Annotated in this window: 18 protein-coding genes; 11 read left to right on the forward strand and 7 right to left on the reverse strand. The window is 69.9% G+C overall.

The annotated features are described in order from the left end of the window. The first annotated feature begins 29 nt into the window (after positions 1–29). Positions 30–3542 carry a protein kinase domain-containing protein gene (locus D7X12_RS12695; protein ID WP_244224515.1) on the forward strand — a complete coding sequence of 1171 codons (3513 nt, stop codon included), beginning with the start codon at positions 30–32 and terminating at the stop codon, positions 3540–3542. Here D7X12_RS12695 and D7X12_RS12700 read toward each other — a convergent pair. Next, complete coding sequence (locus tag D7X12_RS12700; RefSeq protein ID WP_120625536.1) at positions 3539–4030, reverse strand: hypothetical protein; 492 nt, start codon at positions 4028–4030, stop codon at positions 3539–3541. The two genes, D7X12_RS12695 and D7X12_RS12700, sit on opposite strands and share 4 nt — an antisense overlap. A gap of 112 nt (positions 4031–4142) precedes the next feature. On the opposite strand from D7X12_RS12700, the gene D7X12_RS12705 reads away from it, so the two are divergent. The 4 genes from D7X12_RS12705 (at position 4143) to D7X12_RS12720 (ending at position 9000) form a co-directional block, all read left to right on the forward strand. Continuing rightward, positions 4143–6344 carry a DPP IV N-terminal domain-containing protein gene (locus D7X12_RS12705; protein WP_120625537.1) on the forward strand — a complete coding sequence of 734 codons (2202 nt, stop codon included), beginning with the start codon at positions 4143–4145 and terminating at the stop codon, positions 6342–6344. A 63-nt stretch (positions 6345–6407) separates the two neighbouring features. Continuing rightward, the gene (locus D7X12_RS12710; protein WP_147443623.1) at positions 6408–7049 is read left to right on the forward strand and encodes a TetR/AcrR family transcriptional regulator; all 642 of its coding nucleotides are present in this window, start codon (positions 6408–6410) and stop codon (positions 7047–7049) included. Next, positions 7046–7894 carry an alpha/beta fold hydrolase gene (locus D7X12_RS12715; protein WP_120625539.1) on the forward strand — a complete coding sequence of 283 codons (849 nt, stop codon included), beginning with the start codon at positions 7046–7048 and terminating at the stop codon, positions 7892–7894. Before D7X12_RS12710 ends, D7X12_RS12715 begins: the two co-directional genes overlap by 4 nt. A gap of 80 nt (positions 7895–7974) precedes the next feature. Beyond that, on the forward strand, positions 7975–9000 hold the full coding sequence (locus D7X12_RS12720) for an aldo/keto reductase (RefSeq protein WP_120625540.1): 1026 nt from the start codon (positions 7975–7977) through the stop codon (positions 8998–9000). Here the strand turns inward: D7X12_RS12720 and D7X12_RS12725 are convergent. Next, positions 8972–9373 (reverse strand): dihydrofolate reductase family protein, encoded by a 402-nt coding sequence (locus tag D7X12_RS12725; protein ID WP_120625541.1) that lies wholly within the window; start codon positions 9371–9373, stop codon positions 8972–8974. The two genes, D7X12_RS12720 and D7X12_RS12725, sit on opposite strands and share 29 nt — an antisense overlap. A 160-nt stretch (positions 9374–9533) precedes the next feature. Then, positions 9534–11012 (reverse strand): DUF4397 domain-containing protein, encoded by a 1479-nt coding sequence (locus tag D7X12_RS12730; RefSeq protein WP_158620040.1) that lies wholly within the window; start codon positions 11010–11012, stop codon positions 9534–9536. Between the two features lie 423 nt (positions 11013–11435). Here D7X12_RS12730 and D7X12_RS12735 point away from each other — a divergent pair, with 423 nt between their 5' ends. The 3 genes from D7X12_RS12735 (at position 11436) to D7X12_RS42350 (ending at position 14293) form a co-directional block, all read left to right on the forward strand. Continuing rightward, positions 11436–12467 carry a V4R domain-containing protein gene (locus D7X12_RS12735; protein ID WP_120625543.1) on the forward strand — a complete coding sequence of 344 codons (1032 nt, stop codon included), beginning with the start codon at positions 11436–11438 and terminating at the stop codon, positions 12465–12467. A 79-nt stretch (positions 12468–12546) separates the two neighbouring features. After that, positions 12547–13413, forward strand: coding sequence for a TIGR02452 family protein (locus tag D7X12_RS12740; RefSeq protein ID WP_120625544.1), 867 nt, complete (start codon positions 12547–12549; stop codon positions 13411–13413). 472 nt (positions 13414–13885) lie between these two features. Continuing rightward, positions 13886–14293 carry a hypothetical protein gene (locus D7X12_RS42350; RefSeq protein ID WP_147443624.1) on the forward strand — a complete coding sequence of 136 codons (408 nt, stop codon included), beginning with the start codon at positions 13886–13888 and terminating at the stop codon, positions 14291–14293. A 64-nt stretch (positions 14294–14357) separates the two neighbouring features. On the opposite strand, the gene D7X12_RS12745 is transcribed toward D7X12_RS42350, so the two are convergent. Then, positions 14358–15224, reverse strand: a complete 867-nt coding sequence (locus D7X12_RS12745; protein WP_120625545.1) for an AraC family transcriptional regulator — start codon at positions 15222–15224, stop codon at positions 14358–14360. A 151-nt stretch (positions 15225–15375) separates the two neighbouring features. Between D7X12_RS12745 and D7X12_RS12750 the strand changes: the two genes are divergently transcribed. Beyond that, positions 15376–16299 (forward strand): aldo/keto reductase, encoded by a 924-nt coding sequence (locus D7X12_RS12750; protein WP_120625546.1) that lies wholly within the window; start codon positions 15376–15378, stop codon positions 16297–16299. Positions 16300–16331: 32 nt separating this feature from the next. On the opposite strand, the gene D7X12_RS12755 is transcribed toward D7X12_RS12750, so the two are convergent. The 3 genes from D7X12_RS12755 to D7X12_RS12765 form a co-directional block, all read right to left on the reverse strand. Beyond that, positions 16332–17150 (reverse strand): SDR family NAD(P)-dependent oxidoreductase, encoded by an 819-nt coding sequence (locus D7X12_RS12755; protein ID WP_120625547.1) that lies wholly within the window; start codon positions 17148–17150, stop codon positions 16332–16334. Between the two features lie 104 nt (positions 17151–17254). Continuing rightward, complete coding sequence (locus D7X12_RS12760; protein WP_120625548.1) at positions 17255–18079, reverse strand: MerR family transcriptional regulator; 825 nt, start codon at positions 18077–18079, stop codon at positions 17255–17257. Then, complete coding sequence (locus D7X12_RS12765) at positions 18079–19149, reverse strand: alpha/beta fold hydrolase (protein WP_120625549.1); 1071 nt, start codon at positions 19147–19149, stop codon at positions 18079–18081. The genes D7X12_RS12760 and D7X12_RS12765 overlap by 1 nt, the downstream gene beginning before the upstream one ends. A gap of 181 nt (positions 19150–19330) precedes the next feature. Here D7X12_RS12765 and D7X12_RS12770 point away from each other — a divergent pair, with 181 nt between their 5' ends. Both D7X12_RS12770 and D7X12_RS12775 read left to right on the forward strand, forming a co-directional pair. Next, positions 19331–20242 carry a DUF2381 family protein gene (locus D7X12_RS12770; RefSeq protein WP_120625550.1) on the forward strand — a complete coding sequence of 304 codons (912 nt, stop codon included), beginning with the start codon at positions 19331–19333 and terminating at the stop codon, positions 20240–20242. An 11-nt stretch (positions 20243–20253) separates the two neighbouring features. After that, a partial coding sequence (locus D7X12_RS12775; protein WP_147443625.1) for a serine/threonine protein kinase occupies positions 20254–21644 on the forward strand: 1391 nt, incomplete at its 3' end.

Here is a 21644-nt window from a genome sequence, read left to right on the forward strand (position 1 = left end):
CCATCGGGGGTTCCTTTCACGTGCGAGAGATGGACGAGGCAGAGCTGAGGGTGGCCCTCGCCGAGGGCCTGGTCTCGCGCGAGGACGCAGAGGCCCTGCGCGCGGAGGCCGCACGGCGCGGGTGCTCGCCGCTGCAGTTGCTCGTGGAGCGCGGCCGGATTTCGTTCGATTCGCTCGTGTCGCTGCGCGAGGAACTGGGGGTGGCTCCGATGGATCCACGAGGCGCCAGGAACGACAGCGACCGGGATGATGGGCCCGAGCCCCGCTCGCCCGATGACACGCTTCCTCCGGGCGGTGCTCCCTCCGCCGTGATGGATGGGCCTGCGTTCCCGGTGCCGTATTGGGAGCGCTACCGGCCCGTGCGCTTCCTCGGGCAGGGCGGCATGGGCCGGGTGTTCCTGGCGCAGGACGTGCGCCTGCACCGCGACGTGGCGCTGAAGTTCGTTCGCGACGAGGACGCGGAGCTGTCGCGCCGCTTCGTCTCCGAGGCGCGCGCGCAGGCCCGCGTGGACCATGAGAACGTCTGCCGCGTGTACGAGGTCGGCGAGGTCCAGGGCCGCGCGTACATCGCCATGCAGTACGTCGCGGGCCAGCCGCTGCATGCCCTGGCCGGCGTGCTCACCCTGGAGCAGAAGGCGCTGGTGCTGCGCGATGCCGCGCTCGGCGTGCACGCCGCCCACCGCGCGGGGCTCGTACACCGCGACCTCAAGCCCTCCAACATCCTGGTGGAGCGCACCGACGCCGGCACCCTTCACCCCTACGTCATGGACTTCGGCCTCGCGCGCGACTGGACCGGCAGCGAGGGCTTCACCGCGACAGGCACCGTCCTGGGCACGCCCCAGTACATGGCGCCCGAACAGGCCCGGGGCGAGGTCACGAACCTGGACCGGCGCGCGGACCTCTACAGCCTGGGTGCCACGCTCTACCACCTGCTCACCGGCGAGCCGCCTGTCCCCGGCGCCAACGGCCTGGAGGTGCTCAGCCGCGTCGCCACCCATGAACCCCGTCCGCTCCGTGAGCTGGCGCCCCACGTCCCCGCGGACCTGGAGGCCATCGTCTTCAAGTGCCTGGAGAAGGAGCGCTCACGCCGCTACGACTCCGCGCGGGCGCTGGCGGATGACCTGGAGCGGTTCCTCGACGGCGAGCGCGTCCTCGCGCGCACGGGCCCGGGGTACCGCGTGCGCAAGTGGGTGGCCCGGCACCGGCTCGCGGTGGTGGTGGCCAGCGTCGTCGGGCTCGCGGCGGTGGGCGTGGTGGGCCAGGGCGTACTGGCCCGGCGCGAGGTCTCCCGTCGCGAGGCCCTCACCCGCCGCTTCACCGAAGGCGTGGAGCGCATCGAGGCCCAGGCCCGCTACTCCGGTCAGGCTCCGCTGCATGACACGCGGCCGGACCGTGAAGCCCTGAAGGCACGCATGCGCGACATCGAGACCGCCATGCGCGAAGCCGGCGCCGTTGCGGAGGGGCCCGGTCGCTACGCGCTGGGACGCGGGTTCCTCGCGCTGGGAGACGAGGAGGCCGCGCTCAAGAACCTGGAGGCGGCCTGGGCGGAGGGCAACCACGAGCCCCGCGTGGCGTATGCGCTCGCGCTGGTGCTGGGACACCGCTACCAGCGCGAGCGATTGGAAGCAGACCGCATCCCGGACGCAGCGCAGCGCGAGGCAAAGCGGCAGGAGGCCCAGACCCATTCGCGAGACCCGGCGCTGACCTTCCTGAGACAGGGCCAGGGCGCGGAGGTGGCCGCGCCCGGATACGCAGACGCGCTCCGGGCCTTCTACGAGGACCGCTTCGAGGACGCGCTGAAGTCGCTGGATGCACTCGGCACGCGGCTGCCCTGGTTCCACGAAGCGGCCCTGCTCCGGGGCGACATCCTGCTCGCCCGCGCCGTGCGCCATGCCCTGGCGAGCGAGCGCGATGCGGCCCATGCGGACCTGGAGGCCGGGCGTCAGGCCTACGACACGGCGGCCAGCATCGGTCGCAGCGTGCCCGCCGTGTACCGCGCGAGGGCGGAGCTGGAACAGGAGGCCCTGCTGCTGGAGCTCTCCGGCAAGGGCGACGTGCAGCCCGCGTACCTGCGGGGACTGGAGGCCGTGTCACGCGCCCGGATGGCGGCGCCGGATGAAGCGGACACCTGGGTGCTCGAAGCGCGCCTCCACCGCCGCGTCGCCCAGCATCGCGTCAACAACGGGGGCGAGGTGGAACCGCTCCTCACCAGCACCATCGAGGCGGCGAAGGAGGCGCTGCGGCTCGCACCCGACAAGGTGGAAGCGCGCCACGCACTGGCGATGGGCTGGTGGCAGTGGGCGCGCTACCGGCAGAACCGGAACGAGGACGCCCGCGAACAACTCCAGGCCTCCGTGTCTGCCTTTGAAGGCATCCCAGAGTCCGCGCGCGACTACGACTTCCACCTGGACCAGGGGCTCGTATTCAAGGTGTGGGCAGACTCCGAGGACGGACGCGGCGGGGACTCGCTGCCCTTCCGCGCGAAGGCCATTGAGTCCTACCGGCAGGCGCTGGCGCTGGATGCGAAGCGGCCAGATGCGTGGATCAACCTGGGCACCGCGTACGTGAACCGCGCGAACCATCCGCGCGCTCCGTCACCGGCCGCCGACCTGGAAGAGGCCCGCACGGCGCTGGAGCGCGCGAGCACCATCGACCCGGGCCACGTCGTGCCGTGGTTCTACCTGGGCGACGTCCACCGCACGCTCGCCCTGCGCCTGCGCGACCACGGAGGGGACGCGGGGCCGGGGCTTGCCCGAGCGCTGGAGGCCTACCGCCAGGGCGTGGCCATCAACCCGCGCCTGCCGCCGCTCCAGAACGGCGTGGGCACCGTCCTGCTCGACCAGGCACGCGAGGCGTGGGACCGCGGCGATGCGCCGGGCCCCCTGCTGGATGAAGCGGAGCGGGCCTTCACGCAGGCCATCGCCATCGCGCCCACCGTGGGCTTCGCGCACAACAACCTGGGCGAAGTGCGAGCGTGGCGCGCCACGTGGAAGCTGCTGCGCGGCGAGGACCCCACCGCGAGCGCGAAGGAAGCACAGACCGCGCTCCAGCACGCCACCACCCTGCTGCCCGGGCTCGCGCAGCCGTGGGCCAACCTGGGTCAGGTGCACCAGACGCTGGCCGCGTTCGCGCTGAAGCAGCGAAGGGATCCAAATCCAGACACCGCGCGTGCCGCGGAGGCGCTGGAGCGCGCGCTGAAGCTCAACCCGAAGCTCGCGCAGGCGTGGCGCTGGCAGGGAGAGACGCAGGCCGTGGCGGCCCGCTGGGGCACGGACTCCAACGAGGCCTTCGAGCTGGCGGCGCGCTCATTCCAGAAGGCCCTGGAGCTGGAGCCCGAGAACCTGGAGCAGCGCCTGGCCTTCGGCGCCTTCCTGCGCGAGTGGGCGGCCTGGCAGGAGCGCACCGGCCAGGACGCGCGACCGCGACTCCAGGAGGGCCTGTCCCTCACCGAGGCGCTGCTCACCGCGCGCCCTGGCTGGAGGGATGCGAACGGACTGCGCGAGGACCTGCGGCGCGCCCTCGCGCGACTGCCGCCGGATTAGTCCCCGCCGCGGCCCGACACCTCCAGGGTGCCGTTGATGGTCTCCTTCACGCCCTGGGGCTGCGTGCACTCCGTGCAGTCGCTCTTCGCGCACGCCCACATCGGGTACTGCTTCGCCTGATCACTGGCGTTCAGGGTCCAGGAGGCGCTCTGGCACGCGGGCACCAGCAGCGGTCCCGTCACGTTGCCCGCGAAGATGGTGTAGTCCGACACGCCGATGCACCGGTCCTGCTGCACCTGGGACACGAAGGTCACGGTCTGCCCGGGAGGCACCGGCACCGTCTTCTTGCTGAAGTGGACCTTGCCCTCCGAGTCCGCGGTGATGTCCACCACCACGCCGCCAACGCCCGTCGGCGGGGGCGTCGTGCAGGGTTGCACCGGCGTGCCGTCGCTCAGCGCAGCAGACGCGGTGTCGGTCGGACGGGACGGCGTGGCGCAGGCCAGCATCAGGCCGGTGAGACACAGGGGAAAGAGGACTCGGATTCGCATGGCGGGGTTCTCCAGGGGACCGCGTGAGGGCACATCCCCGTGGAAGCTACCGCGCACAAGCCCGCGAGGTGCGGGTGGTATCTTCCCAGCCCCGTGAAAGGAGAGCCCCACGATGCGCATCCTCCTCGTCGCCCTCGCGCTGCTGAGCTTCCCGGTCCTCGCCCAATCGAAGCCCGCGGCACCGGCCCCGCAGCCTCCAAAGCCAGACACCTCCTTCCTCCAGATCATGGAGGCCCAATTCTTCAGGAGCGGTCACCCCCGGAGCACGAACTTCACCCCGGACGCGAAGACGGTCTTCTTCCTCCGCAACGCGCCCAACACCCACGTGCAGTCGCTCTTCGCCTTCGATGTCGCCACCGGGCAGACGCGCGAGTTCCTCACCCCCGAGGCCCTCCTCAAGGGCGCCGAGGAGACGCTCTCCGCCGAGGAGAAGGCGCGGCGTGAGCGCACGCGGACGAGGACCCGGGGCTTCTCCTTCTACGCTTGGTCCGAGGACGGCGAGAAGCTGCTCGTCGCGCTCTCCGGCAAGCTCTACGTCGTGGCGAGCGCGTCCGGCAAGGTGACGGAGCTGAAGACGGGCCCCGGCGCCATCACCCCCACCTTCTCCCTGGACGGCACGCAGGTGGCCTATGTCCGCGACAACGACGTGTACCGCGTGGACCTGGCCACGAACACCGAGCGTCGCGTCACGACCGGAGGCACGCCGGAGAAGACCCATGGGCTGGCGGAGTTCATCGCCCAGGAGGAGATGTATCGCTTCTCCGGCTACTGGTGGAGCCCGGACGCGAAGGCCCTGGCCTACACGGAGTCCGATACGAGCGGCGTGGAGAAGCTCACCCTCGTGGACGCCTCGAATCCCGAGCAGGGCGCGCAGCAGCTCTCCTACCCTCGCGCCGGAAAGGCCAATGCCAGGGTCCGGCTGGGCGTCATCCCCGTCACGGGTGGCAAGACGACGTGGGTGAGCTGGGATGCGGAGAAGTACCCGTATCTGGCCACCGTGACCTGGCCGAAGAACGGCCCGCTGACCCTGCTCGTGCAGAACCGCACCCAGACGGAGGAGCTCCTCCTCGCGGCGGACGTGAAGACGGGGCGCACGCGCACGCTTCACGTGGAGAAGGATGAGGCCTGGCTCAACCTGGATCAGACCTTCCCCAGCTGGCTGGAGGATGGCAGCGGCTTCCTCTGGTACACCGAACGCAGCGGAGCCCCGGAGGTGGAGCTGCGCGACTCGAGCGGCAAGCTCGTGCGCTCCCTTGTCCCTCCCGAGGCCGGCTTCCAGCAGCTCGTGGGCTACGTGGAGAAGGAAGACACGCTCTACTTCCTGGGAGGGCCCCACACCCCGGAGCGCTACCTCTGGCGCGTGCAGCGAGGCGGAAAGCCCACCCGCGTCACCACCGGAGGCCCGGCGATGGAGGCGGGCAAGATGTCCCGGCAGGGGGAGGCGTTCATCGTCAGCTCGGAAGGGCCCACGAGCCTGCGGCACACGGTCGTCATGAAGGCAGACGGCTCGCGCGTGGGCGACATTCCGTCCCTCGCGAAGCCCCCTCCCTTCCAGCCCCGGCTGGAGGTGCGGCAGGTGGGCAAGGAGGGCTTCTGGACGTCCCTGGTCCGCCCGCGAAACGCGAAGCCAGGCGTGAAGCTGCCTGTCATCGTGGAGATCTACGCGGGCCCCGGCACCACCATGGTCCGTCAGAACCTGGTGGAGCACCTCCTGTCCCAGTGGATGGCGGACCAGGGCTTCCTGGTCGTGAAGCTCGACGGACGGGGGACCCTGCTGAAGGCGAGCCCGAAGGACCGCAAGCCGAAGTATGTGTTCGCGGAGGCGCTGTTGGAGGAGCAGGTGGCAGCGTTGCGCGCGCTCGCCCAGGTGGTGCCGGAGCTGGACCTGAACCGCGTGGGCATCACCGGAGGGAGCCACGGTGGCTACATGTCCGCGCTGGCCGTCCTCAAGCGGCCGGATGTCTTCAAGGCCGCGGTGGCGGTGTCCGCGGTGGCGGATTGGCGGGACTACGACACCCACCTGACGGAGCGCTTCCTGGGCCTGCCGCAGGAGCATCCGGAGGCCTATGAGCAGAGCTCCCTGCTGACCCACGTGAAGGCGGGCAGCCCCATGGGCAAGCTCCTGCTCATCCACGGCACGGCCGACGACAACGTCTTCTTCACCCACGCCCTCAAGCTGTCGGACGCGCTCTTCCGCGCGGGCCAGCCGCACGAATTCCTGCCTCTCAGCGGAATGACACACATGGTGTTCGACCCGGCCATCAACGAGCGCCTGTGGGCGCGCACCGTCGGATTCTTCAAGGAGCACCTCTAGAACCCACCATCGCCCAGGGGGGCCGGGGCGCCGTGCGCCCGGGCCGCCCCCTCGTTCTTTACATTGAACGAACGTTCATTCAACATCACCGCCATGCCTCGTACGGCGGATGCGAACTCAGCCCTTCGGGAGAAGACGCGGGAGCGCGTGCTCCAGGCCGCGGTCCGGCTCTTCTCCCGGCACGGCTTCGACGGAACCAGCGTGCGTGCCCTCGCCCAGGAGGCGGGCATCGCCGCGGGACTGCTCTACGCGCACTTCGAATCGAAGGAGGCGGTGCTCGTCGCGCTGATGCAGTCGTCGATGACCGACGTGGCGCGCACCCTGGACGACGCCGACCGGGAGCCTACCGCCCGTGACTTTGTGACAACGATGCTCGAGTCCGCCGTGACACTTCTTGATGAGCACCGGGACCTCTGGCGGCTGGGCTATGGACTGCGGCATCAGCCCGAGGTGCTCGCGCGGCTGGAGCTTCCCCTGGCACAGCTGATGCACCAGTTCCACCAGCGACTGGAGCAGGCGCTCCGGCAGCGCGGCGTGCGGGAGCCCGGCATCGAGGCGCTGCTCCTGTTCGCCACCGTGGATGGCATTTCGCAGCAGTACGTGCAGCACGATGGCGACTACCCCATCGCCGCGGTGATTCGCGCCGCGGCGAGCCGGTGGCCCGCCACCGCTCCGTCACGCAAGAGAAAGGCAGACAGACCATGAAGCGACTGCGGGTCCCTGGCGGTGAGATGGCCTGGTGGGAGGAAGGCACGGGCACGCCCGTGGTGCTCGTGCATGGAACGCCGTCGTCCTCGCAGGAGTGGCGCACGGTGGCCCAGCAGCTCACGCCGTCGTACCGCGTCCTCGCGCCGGACCACCTCGGCTTCGGGCAGAGCGACCGGCCCGGCGACTGGCGCACGTACACCCTGCCCTGGCACGTGGAAAATCTTCGCTCCTGGTTCGAGCAGATGCAGTTGGGCCGCTTCCACCTCGTGGTGCATGACTTTGGCGGCCCCATCGCGCTGCCGCTCGCCATCGCCGCGCCGGAGCGGGTGATCAGCCTCACGGTGATCCAAAGCTGGCTGTGGGACCTGAAGGCCCCGAACATCGACAACGCGCTGATGCGGTGGCTGTACCTGGCCGGGAACTTCTCCGCGCGGGTGATGGTGAAGTTGTCCTGGGGCCGCCGCGGGAAGCTGACGCGGGAGCTTCACCGGTCCTTTATCTCCCAGTTCCCGGACCGGGCCTCGCGGATGGGCACCTGGGGCTTCGCGCGCTCCGCGTCCCACGAGGGGCCGTGGATGGACGCGCAGGGCCAGTCCCTGGGCCGGCTCGCGGACATCCCGTTCCTGCTCGTCTGGGGCATGGCCGACAGGCTGGTGAAGCCCGAGCACCTGCGCCGATGGCAGCAGGTGCGTCCGGGAGCGAATTTGTGCAAGTTCGATGGCGTAGGCCACTTCCCGCAATTGGAAGTGCCGGAGTATCTGGGCACCGCGCTGTTCGACTACCTGACGTCCGTCGACCAGGTCGACGCTCTGCTCGCGTCGCGGGCCACGCAGAACCCGTGAACGCTTTCCGGGTGGCGAGCGGCACACGGGCGGGTTAGCCCCAGGGCCTCGCGGCGCACGCCGCCACACGGAGGTGACGCATGGAGTACCGCAAGCTGGGGAACAGTGGCCTGAAGGTGTCCACCCTGTGCCTGGGGACGATGACGTTCGGCGAGCCCACCGAGGGCTCGATGATGCACGGGGTGGCGGCCGACACGAAGACGTCCTTCGCCATCATGGACCGCGCGCTGGAGGCGGGCATCAACTTCTGGGACACCGCCAACGTCTACGGCAACGACGGGCTGACGGAGAAGGTGGTGGGCCAGTGGTTCACCCAATCCCAACGGCGCGACGACGTGGTGCTGGCCACCAAGTTCCGCTTCCGCATGGGCAAGGGCCCCAACGCCACGGGCGCCTCGCGCTACCACATCCGCACCGCGGTGGAGGGCAGCCTGCGCCGGCTGCAGACGGACCGCATCGACCTGTACCAGGTGCACATGCAGGACATCGACACGCCCGAGGAGGAGACGCTCCGCGCGCTGGAGGACCTGGTGCGCCAGGGCAAGGTGCTCTACATCGGCGCCAGCAACTACGCCGCCTACCGGTTGGTGGACAGCGTGTGGACGAGCAAGGCCCAGCACCTCTCGCGCTTCGTGGCGCTGCAGGCCCAGTACAGCCTGGTGTGCCGCGAGCTGGAGCGCGAGCACGTCCCGGCCTGTGAGCAGCACGGCCTGGGCATCCTCCCGTGGTCCCCGCTGGCCGGTGGCTTCCTGTCGGGCAAGTACCGCAAGGGTCAGCCGCCGCCGGACTCCTCGCGCCTGGCGAAGTGGAAGGACCGGCTGGCCGGGTTCGACACCCCCAGGAACTGGCGGACCCTGGAGGCCGTGGACGCGGTGGCCGCCGAACTGAAGGCCTCGCCTTCCCAGGTGTCCCTGGCGTGGCTGCTGCGCAAGCGCGCCGTCACCTCCGTCATCTTCGGAGCGCGCACCGTGGAGCAGCTCGAGGACAACCTCCAGGCCGCCGAGCTGAAGCTGGACGACGCGCAGTTCAAGCGGCTGGATGACGCGAGCGCCCTGGAGCTGGGCTACCCCTACAACTTCATGCAGAGCCTCCAGGGCCGGTGGTAGCGGCGGCTCCGTCCGCATTGACGCGATACCGCACGAAGACGGCGCCGCTCCTGAACGTCCTCTGTTCGAGCAGCTGGAGCTTGAGGTCGCTCGGCAGGTTCTTGAACAGCGGCGTGCCGCCTCCGACAGCGACCGGCGCGTAGGTGACGGCGACCTCGTCGATCAGCCCTTGCGCCAGGAAGGACGACGCAAGGGTTGGACCGGCGATGCTCAGGTCCTTCTGCGCGCTGAGCTTGAGCTGCTTCAACGCGGCGGCATCGAGGCTCGGGATGAGCCGGGTGCGCTGGCTCTGGACCTCGCGCAGCGACTTCGAGACCACGAGCTTGTCCGTGGCCTGCCACAGCCGGGCGAACACGTTCAGGTCCAGGCCCACGGCTCAGCGCAGCGCGAAGTCCCCCGCCTTCCAGCGCGGGCCCGCCTCGCCCGCCGCCGTGGACGCGCAGGTGTGCGTGCTCTCGGGATGGCTCCAGGGCAGAGCGAGGAAGGTGGGTGCCACGGCGCGGAAGAAGCACCGTGGCGCGCACCGGAGAGGACTACGGGCCTTCAGGCTGAAGGGTGATGGCGGCCCAGGGCGACACGCTGGTGTCCACCGCGATGAGCCGGAAGGGCGCCTCGGATGCTTCCGAAGGCGACAGCGCGCCCGCAGCCACCGCGAAGACGCCCTTGCCGATGAAGGGTGCGGTGTCGAGCTGGAAGCGGGCCGCCGGGGTGCGGTTGGTGGCGGCCGCCGCGACGACGCCCACCTGGGCCTGCACCGCCGGAAGCTCCACACCCTCGGGCGCGGAGGCCTGCCGGTAGGTCAGGTCGTTGAAGGTGGCGTCGGCGGGCACCAGCCCGTTGACGAGCGGCGACACGTCCACGGGGGGCGCATCCGGCGAGCCGTGCACCACGCGCAACCTCAGGCTGTCCGCGTCGGGCGTGAAGCCGTCGGCGAAGGCCAGCAGCTCGAAGGTGGAGTCGGCGGGGTCCGTGACCGCGGGAGACAGGAAGCCCGCGGCCACCACCAGGTAGCGCTCACCGGCCACCAGGGTGGGCGTCGTGTCGGTGGCTGCGGGGTTGCCGGCCGGACGCGTGGCGCCCGCAGCGTGGGCGAAGACATCCAGTGGATACACGCCGGGCGGCACCTGGAGGGGCGCGGACAGCTCACCGAAGCTCAGGTCATCCACCAGCTCGGCGTTGCCGGTGAAGATGTCCACGGGGGGCGCATCCGGCGAGCCGTGCAGCGCATAGACGACGGGGTTCTGACGGACAAAGCCCAGGTCCGCCGCCAGCAGGCTGAAGCCGTTGGCCGCGTTCGGCTTCGCGGACAGCTGGCCGGTGGCGATGACGAACACCTCGCCGCGCGAGGGCAGCGCCGGCAGGGTGAAGGCCGTCACCTTGTTTCCGCCCGCGAGCACGCCCACCTGGAACGACTGCCCCGCGGGCAGGTCCACGCCAGCGGCGCCGGTGTCCTGGAAGCGCTGCAGGTCCGTGACCTCGGAGGAGCCGTCATCCCCCACGTCCAGCGCCACGGTGGGAGCATCCGCGCCCGCGTGGACGATGCGCACGCGCGCCCGGCCGTCCGCCGCCGCGCCGAAGCCCTCGGCCAGGGGCAGCACGCGGAAGGCCTGCGCATTGTCCGTGGAGGTGAGCAGGCCCGCGGCCAGTGCGCTCACGGTGGCGCCCGTGTCCAGCGTCAGCGGGCCGGTGGAGTACACCGGTTCGGAGGTGGCCGGGGCGCCGGCCGGGCGCACCTGCACGTTGTACGTGCCCGCGGGCACGGTGGCGTACGCGGTGGTGTCGCCATACCGCACGTTGGAGAACAGCGGTGCCGTCTGGCCCTCGGCATAGATGTCCACGGCCGGCGCGTCCGGCGACCCGTGGATGACGCGCAGCCGCGTGGTGTCGGTGACGGTGTCGGTGTTCGACGGGGGCGTCACTTCATCGTCGTCGTCGCAGCCCGTGCCCAGCGTGGACATGGAGGCCGCCAGCGCCGCCACCAGGACCCTGTTCTTCCAGCAGCTCTTCAGCATGTTCGTCTCCCCGTGTTCGAAGGCCACCACTCTCGAGAGACGGTGGAGCGCCTCGTCGGCCGCGGTCACGAGATATGCCTTTGACCCTGGTGGGTGGAGCCTCCCGGAGATGTCGCTTGACCGTCCGGCGAATGACGTGCTGGGGCTGCCCGTGATTCGCGGCGGTGGAAACCATCGCGCGCTCAGCGCTCCAGCCCCAGCTCGAACCCGGGAGCCCAGTTCCACCGGCGACGTCCATCCACGCGCACGCCATCCAGGTCCAGGCCCACGGCTCCGCGCAGCGCGAGATGCGCGCGCATCGGAAACGTCTCGCGGGCTCGCGCGTAAGCGCTCCGACAAGACGCATACGTCGGATGAAGGACTCAGGACCGCGGGCGGCAGCGCCCGTGTCATGGGGCCGGACTCTCATTGCCTGGGCCGCCCATGCTCCCTCCTCCCGAGCAGCTTCCCGAGTCCGAGCTGTCCACGGCGCCGATGGATCCGCTCACGCTCGACGAGCGCAGCGACGAGGAGCTGGACACGCTGCCCTACGGGGTCATCACCCTGGATGCCATTGGCACCATCCTCCAATACAACCTGGCCGAGTCCCGGCTGGCGCGGCTGGACCGGACGCAGGTGGTGGGCAGGAACTTCTTCCGCCAGGTGGCCCCCTGCACCGCGACGGCCGAGTTCGAGGGCCGCGTCCGCGACTTCGTGCGGCCCGACCACACCGAGCGCGTGACGCGCTTCGATTACCTCTTCGATTTCAAGTTCGGCGCCCAGCAGGTGGGCGTGGAGCTGGTGCGCTCGCGCGTGCAGGGGCGGGTGCTGCTGCTCATCAACCGCAGGCAATTCTTTCCGGCCCGCCGGGAGGTGCCGCAGGAACTGAAGGCGCCGCTGCAACAGGAGCTGGCCCCCAACGAGCAGGGCCAGGGCGTGCTGCGAGACGCCGTGCAGCGCCGCGCCGTCAACGCCAGCCCCCTCTTCTTCGCCTCGCTGCGCAGCACCTTCGACCGGGTGGCCCCGCGCAGCTGGGGCATGTTCTGCGCCGAGTGGGGCTTTCGCTGGGGGCGGCTGGCCACCGTGGACTTCGAGGCCGACACGCTGGAGAAGCACTCCCGCTCCCTGCGGGAGCTGCCCATCAAGCAGGCCGTGGAGACGGTGGCCCGCACCCTCCAGCGCCAGGGCTGGGGCCAGCTCTCCGTGGACTTCGGCACCGCGCGCGCGTCCGGCGCCTTCGTGCTGACGCTGGAGCGCAGCGCCCTGGCGGAGGCCATGGGCCGCTCGGAGGAGCCGCGCTGCCACCTGCTCGCCGGCTACTTCCGCGCCCTCTTCAGCCACCTGGCCCAGAAGCTCCTCGTGGTGCGCGAGGCCGCCCTCGGCGCACAGGACTTCTTCGCCCGCCTCCCCTTCGACCCCGGGGCCCTCCAGCTCGAACAGCTCAGCGCGCAGGAGTTCCTCTCCTTCCTGCGCTGAACACCGGCCACCTGTCAGGACCCTGTGCTCATCTTCGTGTACATTAAACACGAAGATGAGGCCAGACAGGGAGCAGGACATGTCGCTGAGCGGAATCGCGAAGGAGACGGTGGGGATCGTGGAGCGGGGCGAGTACGTATCGCCGTCCGGGCAGCCGGTGCTGTTCCGGGAGTCGGTGGAGCGCGCCCTGCGAGGGACGGTGCTCTACCGGCCCGGTGACTTCGCCGGGCTACCCTGGCCCGAGCCGCGCGCGGGAGGCGTCGCGCCTCGCATCGAGGTCACGTCCGAGAAGACGGGCGCCGCGTCGCGCCGGTTGGTGGAGGCGGAGGGGGTGGCGGGCGTCGTCGCGCTCAACTTCGCGTCCGCGAAGAACCCGGGCGGCGGCTTCCTGGGCGGGGCGAAGGCGCAGGAGGAGGACCTGGCGCGCTGCTCGGCGCTCTACGCAAGCCTGCTCACGCAGCGCGACTACTACGACGCCAACCGGGCGGATCGCTCGCCGCTGTACACGGACCACCTCATCTATTCGCCGGAGGTGCCCTTCTTCCGCGACGAGGGACTGAACCTGCTGGAGCAGCCTTTCGGCGTGTCCCTCATCACCGCGCCCGCGCCCAACGCCGGCTCGGCCGAGCGGAATGCGCCGCACCTGGTGCCGCGCCTGCGTGAGGTGCTGCACGCGCGGGCCCTCAAGGTGCTCCAGGTGGCGGCGCACCACGGGCACCGCACGCTGGTGCTGGGAGCGTGGGGCTGCGGCGCGTTCCGCAACAATCCGAATGACGCGGCGGATGCCTTCGCCAACGCCCTGGGAGCGTTCCCCGGTGTCTTCGAGCGGGTGGTGTTCGCGGTGTGGGAGCGCGGCGGGGACGGGCCCAACCTGCGGGCCTTCCGGGAGCGGTTCGCCCATGAGGAAGGTCTCCGGCTCGGCTCGCACCGAGGCATTGGCTGCTGAGAGAACTACCCCTATGTTGGTGGGCTCTTATGACTCGGCTCCGTGCACTCCCCGTCTGCACACTTCTCCTTGCGTGCACGACAACTCCTGCCTCAAGGCTTTCCTTGGCATCGCAGGCAAGTGAAACGGGACCCTCCTCCCAGTGGCGGAGCACGGCCTCCCAGGATCTCTCCATGAGCGAGGCCGCAACTCCAGAGAGGACCTTGGCCTCGGATTCGGCTTCCGCAGTTCCAGGCGAGGAACATGAACCGAATACCAAAAACCCCTGGAAGTCACTTGCATGCACGCAGGCATGCGAGGCCGGCGGTGAGGCCATGGAGTCATTCTGTCGGGCGCTCCCTGACAGGACTGCAAGGCAGAATGCGATCAGGCGAGCATGCTGGGCGACCAGCAGGGCCTCCAAAGAAGCATGCATCGTCTTTTGCAATGCGTATTTCGGCCCTCCCGCCCAATCCAACCACTGAGGTGACATGTGCCTGAAGATGATTGGCGCCCGAAGCTGACCGCGATCGAAGCTCCTATCGCGGATGACTATTGGAGATACACCACTCCCCAGGGCAAACGGCGCACTTCGAGACTCACGGTAGGGCAGCCTGTCCACCTCCCGCAGGAGCGCTGCTGGTACACGCCGGTCATGATCGAGGGGCACCTGACCAAGGTGACGCCCATCTTCGGTCAAGGGCCTGTGGACGCACTCATGAATGCGATGATGTTCATCAAGCAGTTCAACGACGAGATGCGTGAGGTCGTGTCTGGAGCAAAGCCGCGCAAGAATGCGAAAAAAGCGGCGAAACAGAAGACACGTGGAAAGGTGCCCGCGGTCAGGGCACGGCAGAAACCCTCACACTCTTCTTCTCGTGCGAACCGGCGAAGTTCCTGACAGCGCCTGAAAATGCCTGGATAGAGCCTGCGTAGGATCCAGCCCTGCCTTTCATCAGGTGCTGTCAGACACGCACGAGGTCCTTGCTCGGTGGAACACCGAACTTGCGCGCGTACTCGCGGCTGAACTGGTGAGGGCTCTCGTAGCCCACGCCGAAGGCCGCCGCCGACACCGAAGCCTCCCCCGCGCGCAGCAGGCGCCGGGCCTCCAGCAGGCGGAGCTCCTTCTGGTACTGCAGCGGCGTCGACGCGGTGACCGCCTTGAAGTGCTTGTGGAACGAGGGCGCGCTCATGCCCACCTCGCGCGCGAGCAGGGGAATGGTGATGGGCTCGCGGAAGTCGCGGCGGATGTGCGCGATGGCGCGGGTGATGGCGCTGGCCTGGCTGTCGTGGCGGATGAGCCCCCGCAGCATGCCGCCGAAGGGCGCCATGAGCAGCCGGTAGTGGAGCTCGCGCACGATGGCCGGGCCGAGCACCCGCGCCTCAACCGGCGAGGAGGCGACGGTGAGAAAGCGGTGCAGGGCCTCGACCAGCGGAGGCGCCGCCTGATGCACCTCCAGGGCTCGGGCGTCTTCGCCGCGTGGCGCGGCGTCTCCCACCTCGGCGTGCACGCTGCGCAGGAGTCCGAGGTCGACGTCGAGCAGCAGCGCGAGGTACGGCGCGCGGGTGATGCGGGAGCGCACCGGCAGGTCGTGGCTGATCAGCAGGCAGTGGCCCGCGCTCATGCCGAAGGTGCGCCCGCCGAAGGTCGTCTCCTTGCGACCCGCGGCGATGAGGCAGATGACGGGCTCGTAGATGGAGCCCTCGAAGGCCGTGGGGCGGTGGTGCCGCAACAGCCGCAGGCCGGGCAGCGGGCGGATCACCTGCGGCCCGTCGTCCGACGGTGCCGGAAAGAGCCTGAAGGCTTGCTGTGCGAGTCGTTCGAGGTCCATGCCGGCTCCCAGGAAGACGGTAGCAAGGGCCGTAGGCGGACGCTCGATTCTCTACTCCTAGAGAGGATTGGGCACAACACGCAGAGGCTTGGGCAGGCGCGTCCAGGGCCCGCGCCGTACGTTACGTGCACACCCCAGCCGGAGACGCACCATGACCGAACGTCACACCCGCATCCTCAGCCCAGGCGTCGAGATGCCCCTGCTCGGCTTCGGGACCTACCTCATCCCCGACGCGGAGGCGACCAGCGCGGTCCGCGAAGCCCTTCGCGCCGGCTACCGGCACATCGACACCGCGGAGGTCTACCAGAACGAGCGCGGCGTCGGCGAGGCGCTGCGGCAGGCCATCGCGGCCGGCGAGGTGACCCGGCGCGAGCTGTTCATCACCACCAAGCTGTGGCCGGGCAACGCGGCGTGGGGCCAGACGCCGAAGACGACCGCCACCACCATCGCCTCGCTCCACGAGAGCCTCGCGCGGCTGCAGCTCGACTTCGTCGACCTCTACCTCATCCACGCGCCCTTCGACCGCGAGCAGCGGCTTGCCCAATGGCGTGGCCTGATCGAGCTCAAGGCACAGGGAAAGGCACGCGCCATCGGGGTGAGCAACTTCAATGTCTCTCACATCGAGGAGCTCGAAGCCGCTGGCCTACCGATGCCCGAAGCCAACCAGATCGAGCTCCACCCGTGGTCGCAGAAGCCCGCGCTGGTGCGGGAACTCACCCGGCGCGGCATCACCGCCATCGCCTACAGCAGCCTGGTGCCGCTCTCGACGTGGCGGGTGGCCCCCGGGCACAACAGCGCGAAGACCGAACAGATGCGGGCTGAAGGCCAGCGCGCCGACTCCCCGTTCAAGGCAATGGCCGCCCGGTACGGGGTGAGCGAGGCGCAGGTGCTGCTGCGCTGGGGCATCCAGAAGGGGTACCCGGTGCTGCCCAAGAGCACCCAACCCCAGCGCATGCGGCAGAACGCCGACCTGTTCTCCTTCACGCTCGACGCCGCCGACATGGCCACCATCGAGACGATGGACCGCGGTGACGGCGTGGCGTGGAACGCTGGCGACCCGACGCGCGCGGCCTGAGCGGAGGACAGGAAGGCCTGCGGTCCCGGCCCCTACCCGTCCACGGGCCGGGTGAGGCCCAGCGCGTCCGCGTAGCTGTGCAGTCCGCGGATGTGATTGCCGCCGTCCACGGCGATGGTGTCTCCGGTAATCCAGGACGCGAGGTCGCTGCAGAGGAACGACACCACCTTCGCCACGTCATCGGGCTCGCCCCACGACTTCCCGAGCGGCGTGTGGGCGAGGAAGCCCTGCGCCATGGCTCCCTTCCCCAGGCCGGCCACCTCGGCCAGGGGCGTGCGGATGGCGCCCGGGGCCACGACATTCACCCGGATGCCATAACGCCCCAGCTCCGAAGCCACGGCCTTCGAGAAGTTCGCGAGCCCCGCCTTGGAGGCGCAGTAGTGGGACAGCCCGTCCGTCACCGCCGTCTGGTTCAGCGAGGAGATGTTGACGATGGAGCCCGGCTGCTTCGCGGCGACGAGCGCCTTCGCGAGCGCCTGGGTGAACAGGAAGGGCCCCTTGAGGTTGATGGACATGACCTGGTCGAATTCCGCCTCGGGCAAGTCGAGCAGCGTGCGGACGGTGGCCGTTCCGGCGTTGTTCACCAGGATGCCCGGGAGGCCAAACTCGCGCGTGGCGACTTCGAGCGCTCGCGCCACGTCCTCCGCGCGAACCACGTCTCCCGCGAAGGGCACGGCCCGGGTGCGGCCCTCCGCCACCCGGTTCAGCTCCGCGGCGGCCGCCTCCAGCTTCTCCGGCGTCCGCCCGAACAGCAGGACGTTGGTGCCGTCCCGCATGAGGCGCGCGGCGATTCCCAGCCCGATGCCCTGTCCTGCTCCCGTCACGATGGCACTGCTCGACATCAGCTGCATGGTGTGGCTCCTGGGTGAGGTTCCGGCGATGGCCATGACTCTATGCCGACCCCGCGTCGCCGCTCGGGCCTTGCTGCCGATGCGCTTCAGCCCCTGCACTTCGCTCAGGTCCTGTTTCGAAGCCCGCTCCCCACCCAAGGCAGCGCGAGTTCGGTCAGCCACGAAGCGCCATCCTTCGTGGCCACGCGCAGGTACGTCTCGCGCAGGGGAATGGACGGGGTGCGCTCCTTCGCATGGAGGTGGGCGAAGAGGCGGGCCCAGGAAGGGCCCACCGACTCGGGAGGGCCGGAGTGGACGATCACGGCCGTCTGCACCTCGGGCAATTCCTCGACATGGACGCCCTCCGGAGTGGCCCCGGGTGCCAGGGGGACACACCAGGAGAGGTCCGCGTCGTCCTCGCGGTACTCCGCCTCGTGCAGGAGGCAGAAGGGCGCACCGGCCACGTGGGGGCCGCACGTGGCCAGCAGTCGAGGGAAGACCTCCGACGCGTCTGAGTACCGCCCCCGTGCGCGATGCACGGCGACGCGGACCGGCGGGAGCCAGTGCTCGAGGAGCGGCGGTGGTGCGCGCAGGTACTCCTCCGCCTGGGCCTGGTGCCGCAGCAGCGTGTCCAAAGCCAGCACGGAGCGTTGCGCGCTGGCGGCTTCCTCGGCGAGTCGGGCCCGAACGCGCGCCAGTTGCTCCGCGAGCGAGGCACCCTGGCTCAGCTCCGCGAGCACTCCGCGAATCTCTTCCAGCGACAGCCGCAGGTCGCGCAGCGCGCGCAGGGTGTGGGCCAGGGGGATGTCGCGCTCGGTGTAGTACCGGTAGCCGGAGGAGGGGTCCACGCGCGAGGGTTCGAGCAGTCCCTTCTCCTGGTAGAGGCGCAGCGCCTTCACGCTCAAGCCGGTGATGCGCGACATCTCGCCAATGGCATACATCCGTCCCATCACCGCTCCATCTCCGCGAGGAATGCGCGCACCGTGGCCGCGAAGGCCTCGGGCTGCTCCTCGAAGGGGAAGTGCCCGCTGCCCGTCAACTCCACCAGCCGCGCGTGGGGCAAGGCTTCTACCACGCGGACGGTGGCGGAGCGCGGCTGCAGGTCCTCGGCCCCGTGAATGACGAGCGTGGGCGCGCGCACCCGGCGCAGCCAGTCGCTCCAGTCGTGATGGCGTCCCAGGCTCAGGTAGAGCCCCAGGGTGAGGAAGCCTCCGGCGGCACCGGAGCCAGGCAGCCGCGCCTGGGGACGCTCCCTCCGCAGGGCCTGGACGTACAGCGGTCCGAAGCCAGCGAAGTGCTCGGCGAGGTGCGCCTCGTCGTCCTTCAGGCGCGCGGGGAAGTCGAAGGAGTGCTTCATCCATGCCGCCAGCGCGCGCTGGCCTTCCGCGTCCAGCCTGGCCCGCACCTGGGTGAAGAGGTCGCCTTCTTCGTCAACGGGCATCGTCACCAGCGGAGCGGGTGCCACCAGCACGAGGGCCTCCACCCGCTCCGGCCACTCCGCGGCGTACAGTGCGGCCACCAGGGCTCCGAAAGAGTGTCCCACCAACGTGAGGCGCTCCTTCCCGAGCAGCCGCCGGATGCGCTCGAGGTCCGCGAGCTGCGCGGCGAGTCCCAGTCGGGCCTCCACCGCCTGCATGGCCTGCCACGTGCCGCCGGGTGGAGCATGGGTGAAGGGACGCGAAGAGGCACCGCAGCCTCGCTGATCATAGAAGTGCCAGCGCAGGGTGTCGCCCGTGATGACCGCCGCGCGCCAGGGCTCCGCCGGGGGCAGACCGGGGCCACCGTGCACGACGACGACGTCACGCCCCTCGCCCACGACCCTGTGGTGGAGTTGCACGTCCGGCGCCACCTGCCAGGACGGGGCATCCGCCCGTTGTCCCGGGGGGACCTCCAGCGTTTCGCCCCGCGCGGCCAGCGCCTGCTCCACGGTGCCCGGATGGAAGAGCGCTCGCCCCATCCACCACCAGGTGCCCGCCGCCGCGCCCACCAGCAGGACGAGTGCTCCAAGGGCTACCGCCATGACCTTCCTCCGAAACGTGTGTCTGGGTGACATGCGCGGAGGGTGGCGGTCTCCCCCTGGGGGAGAGTCAAGCGAAGGCCCACGATGGCATCGCCACCGGGCTTGCTGGCCGGGAGCCTCGCCATGAACATCCTTCGTTGCCTGCTACGGTCGGCGGCGTCTTCTCGGAGGTTGCCCGCCGGTGCTTCTGGTTTCCCGTCCGTTGCTTCTGCTGTCCTTTCTCCTGCTGGGCACGGACGTCATCGCCCAGGAGGCTCCACGAGGGCGTGAGTTGACGCAGCGGCGGGTGACGCTCTCCCGATCCGTGGCCGACACGCCGGTGGAACTGCACGTCGCTCCGGGGTTCCTCACCGCGTTGGAGTTCGACGCTCCGGTGGACCGCGATGCCGTGACGTCTGGAAACACGGGCCTTCAGTTCGCTCTGTTCGAGGTCAATTCCCGAAGCATCGTGCTCAGGCCCACGGGGGAGTTCACTCCTGGGGAGCGCGTCCTGCTGACCGTGCCCTTCGCGGACGGCATGTCCCCGGCACGCGCCGTGTTCGCCCTCGTCTGGAACGCATCACAGGTGGATGTGCAAGTCCAGGTATTGCGGCTGCCACGCACGGCCGAGGCGGTACAGGCCGAACTGGACGAGGTGCGCGCCGCGTGCGCGGGCAAGGATGCTGAATTGGAAGTCCTCCGAACCCGAAACGCGGCCACGGGGCCCTCGGGCATGATCCTGACCGGGACGATGGACGTTGACGGCGTCCAAGCGAAAGACCTCCTGGACAAGTCGTTGAATCCCACTGACGGGCTGAAGGTAGAGCGTGTCACCGCCTTCCGAGGCACAGGGTGGGTCGCGCTCTCGCTTGCAGTCACGAATGAAGGGACGGCGCCCTGGACGCCCACGGAGGCCCGGCTGTTTTCGGTGGGGGGTGGACGTTCCCGTGCCGCGACGGTGGCGCTGCGAGAGCCTCACATCGCTCCCGGCGAGAAGGCGCGGGTCGTGGTGGAAACCCGCGGCGAGGATTGGCCCGAAGACGCCGCCCTCCGGGTGGAGCTGCGCGACAGCACGGGAGCGCGGCGCCTTCTCATCCCTTCCCTGGTGTTCTAGAAGCGCGGGCCATGCTGCTTTTCATTCCCGCCAGCTTGAAGCCCGGGCAGATGGTGGACGGCTGGCGCGTGGTGAAGCCCCTGGGCTCGGGCTCCTTCGGCGCCGTCTACCTCGTGGAGAAGGAGGGCCAGCGTTTCGCGCTGAAGATGGCCATGCACCGCGCCAGCAGTGGAGACGCGGAGCAGTCGGACGCGCGCCTGATGCGGGAGCTGGTCTGCCTGGCCCAGGTGAGCGGCCATCCCAACATCGTGCGCACGTACGCCCACGGCCGCTGGAACGACGCGACACGGGGCTGGCTCTACGTCGTCGAGGACTACGTGGAGGGCTACACGCTGGGCGAGTGGCTGGAGAAGACGCACCCCACGGCGCACGAGGTGACGGTCCTCTTCGTCAAGCTCGCTTCCGCCCTGGCCCACGTGCACGCACGGAGCGTGTTCCACCGGGACTTGAAGTTGAGCAACATCCTGGTGCGTGCCTCCGACGGCGAGCCCTTCCTGCTGGACTTCGGGGTGGGCAGCTACGCGCGGGCGCCCGAATTGACGGAGGGCCCCCTGCCGCCCGGCACCCGGCGCTACCGCTCCCCCGAGGCCACGAAGTTCCTGCGCGAGCATGGCGAGGAGTCCGAAGCGCGCTATGAGTTCAAGGCCACGGATGACGTCTACGCGCTGGGCATCTGCCTCTACGATTTGCTGACGATTGCGCGCCCCTGGAGTGAGTCTCCGGCCATGTTCCTGGGTGGGCGGCTGGAGTTGCCCGCGCCGCATTCGCTCAACCCTCGGGTGCCCGCGGCGCTGGGGGCGGCCGTCCTCCATTTCGTTGCCCGCGCCCCGGAGAAGCGGGCGCCCACGGCGGAGGTGATGCGGCGCGAGCTGGCGGCGCTGCTGCCCGAGGTGGGAATCGCCTGGCGGGAGCCCTTCCACGTTCCCAGGCCCCCTGTTCAACTCGCCCCCGAGGCGCCTCCAGTACTGTCACAAGAGGTGCCCGCCCCGGCTGCCCGGCGTGGACTGGCGACCGCGCGAGGGGCCTTCGTGGTGGGGCTCGCCGTGCTCCTGGGCGGCCTCGTGCTCTGGCGCTTTGTGACACCCTCGGAGGCTCCGCCTGCTGCACGGCAAGCGCCGGTAACGTCCTCCTCCTCGCGACAGGTGGACCCAGCGCTGAAGCAACCTCTTCCCCCTCCAACGCCCGCCACGACGTCCCCTGAAGTAGCCTCTCCCGTGTCCGCACCCGAGCCGAAGGAAAGTCCTCCCGTGAAGCGCGCTCCCTCGCCCCTCTCGCCGCCGCCCGCCTCCTCCACCCGGAAGCCAAAGCCCCTGGCCGTCTCCCAGGGGACGGCCAGGGGCTTTGGCTTCCGGGTGGAGGAGGCGGGCGGCGGCGAGAGGGGCGAGGGAGCGCGCTTCACGGG

This window comes from Corallococcus sicarius (genome assembly GCF_003611735.1).
In the GTDB taxonomy this organism is placed as follows: Bacteria; Myxococcota; Myxococcia; order Myxococcales; family Myxococcaceae; genus Corallococcus; species Corallococcus sicarius.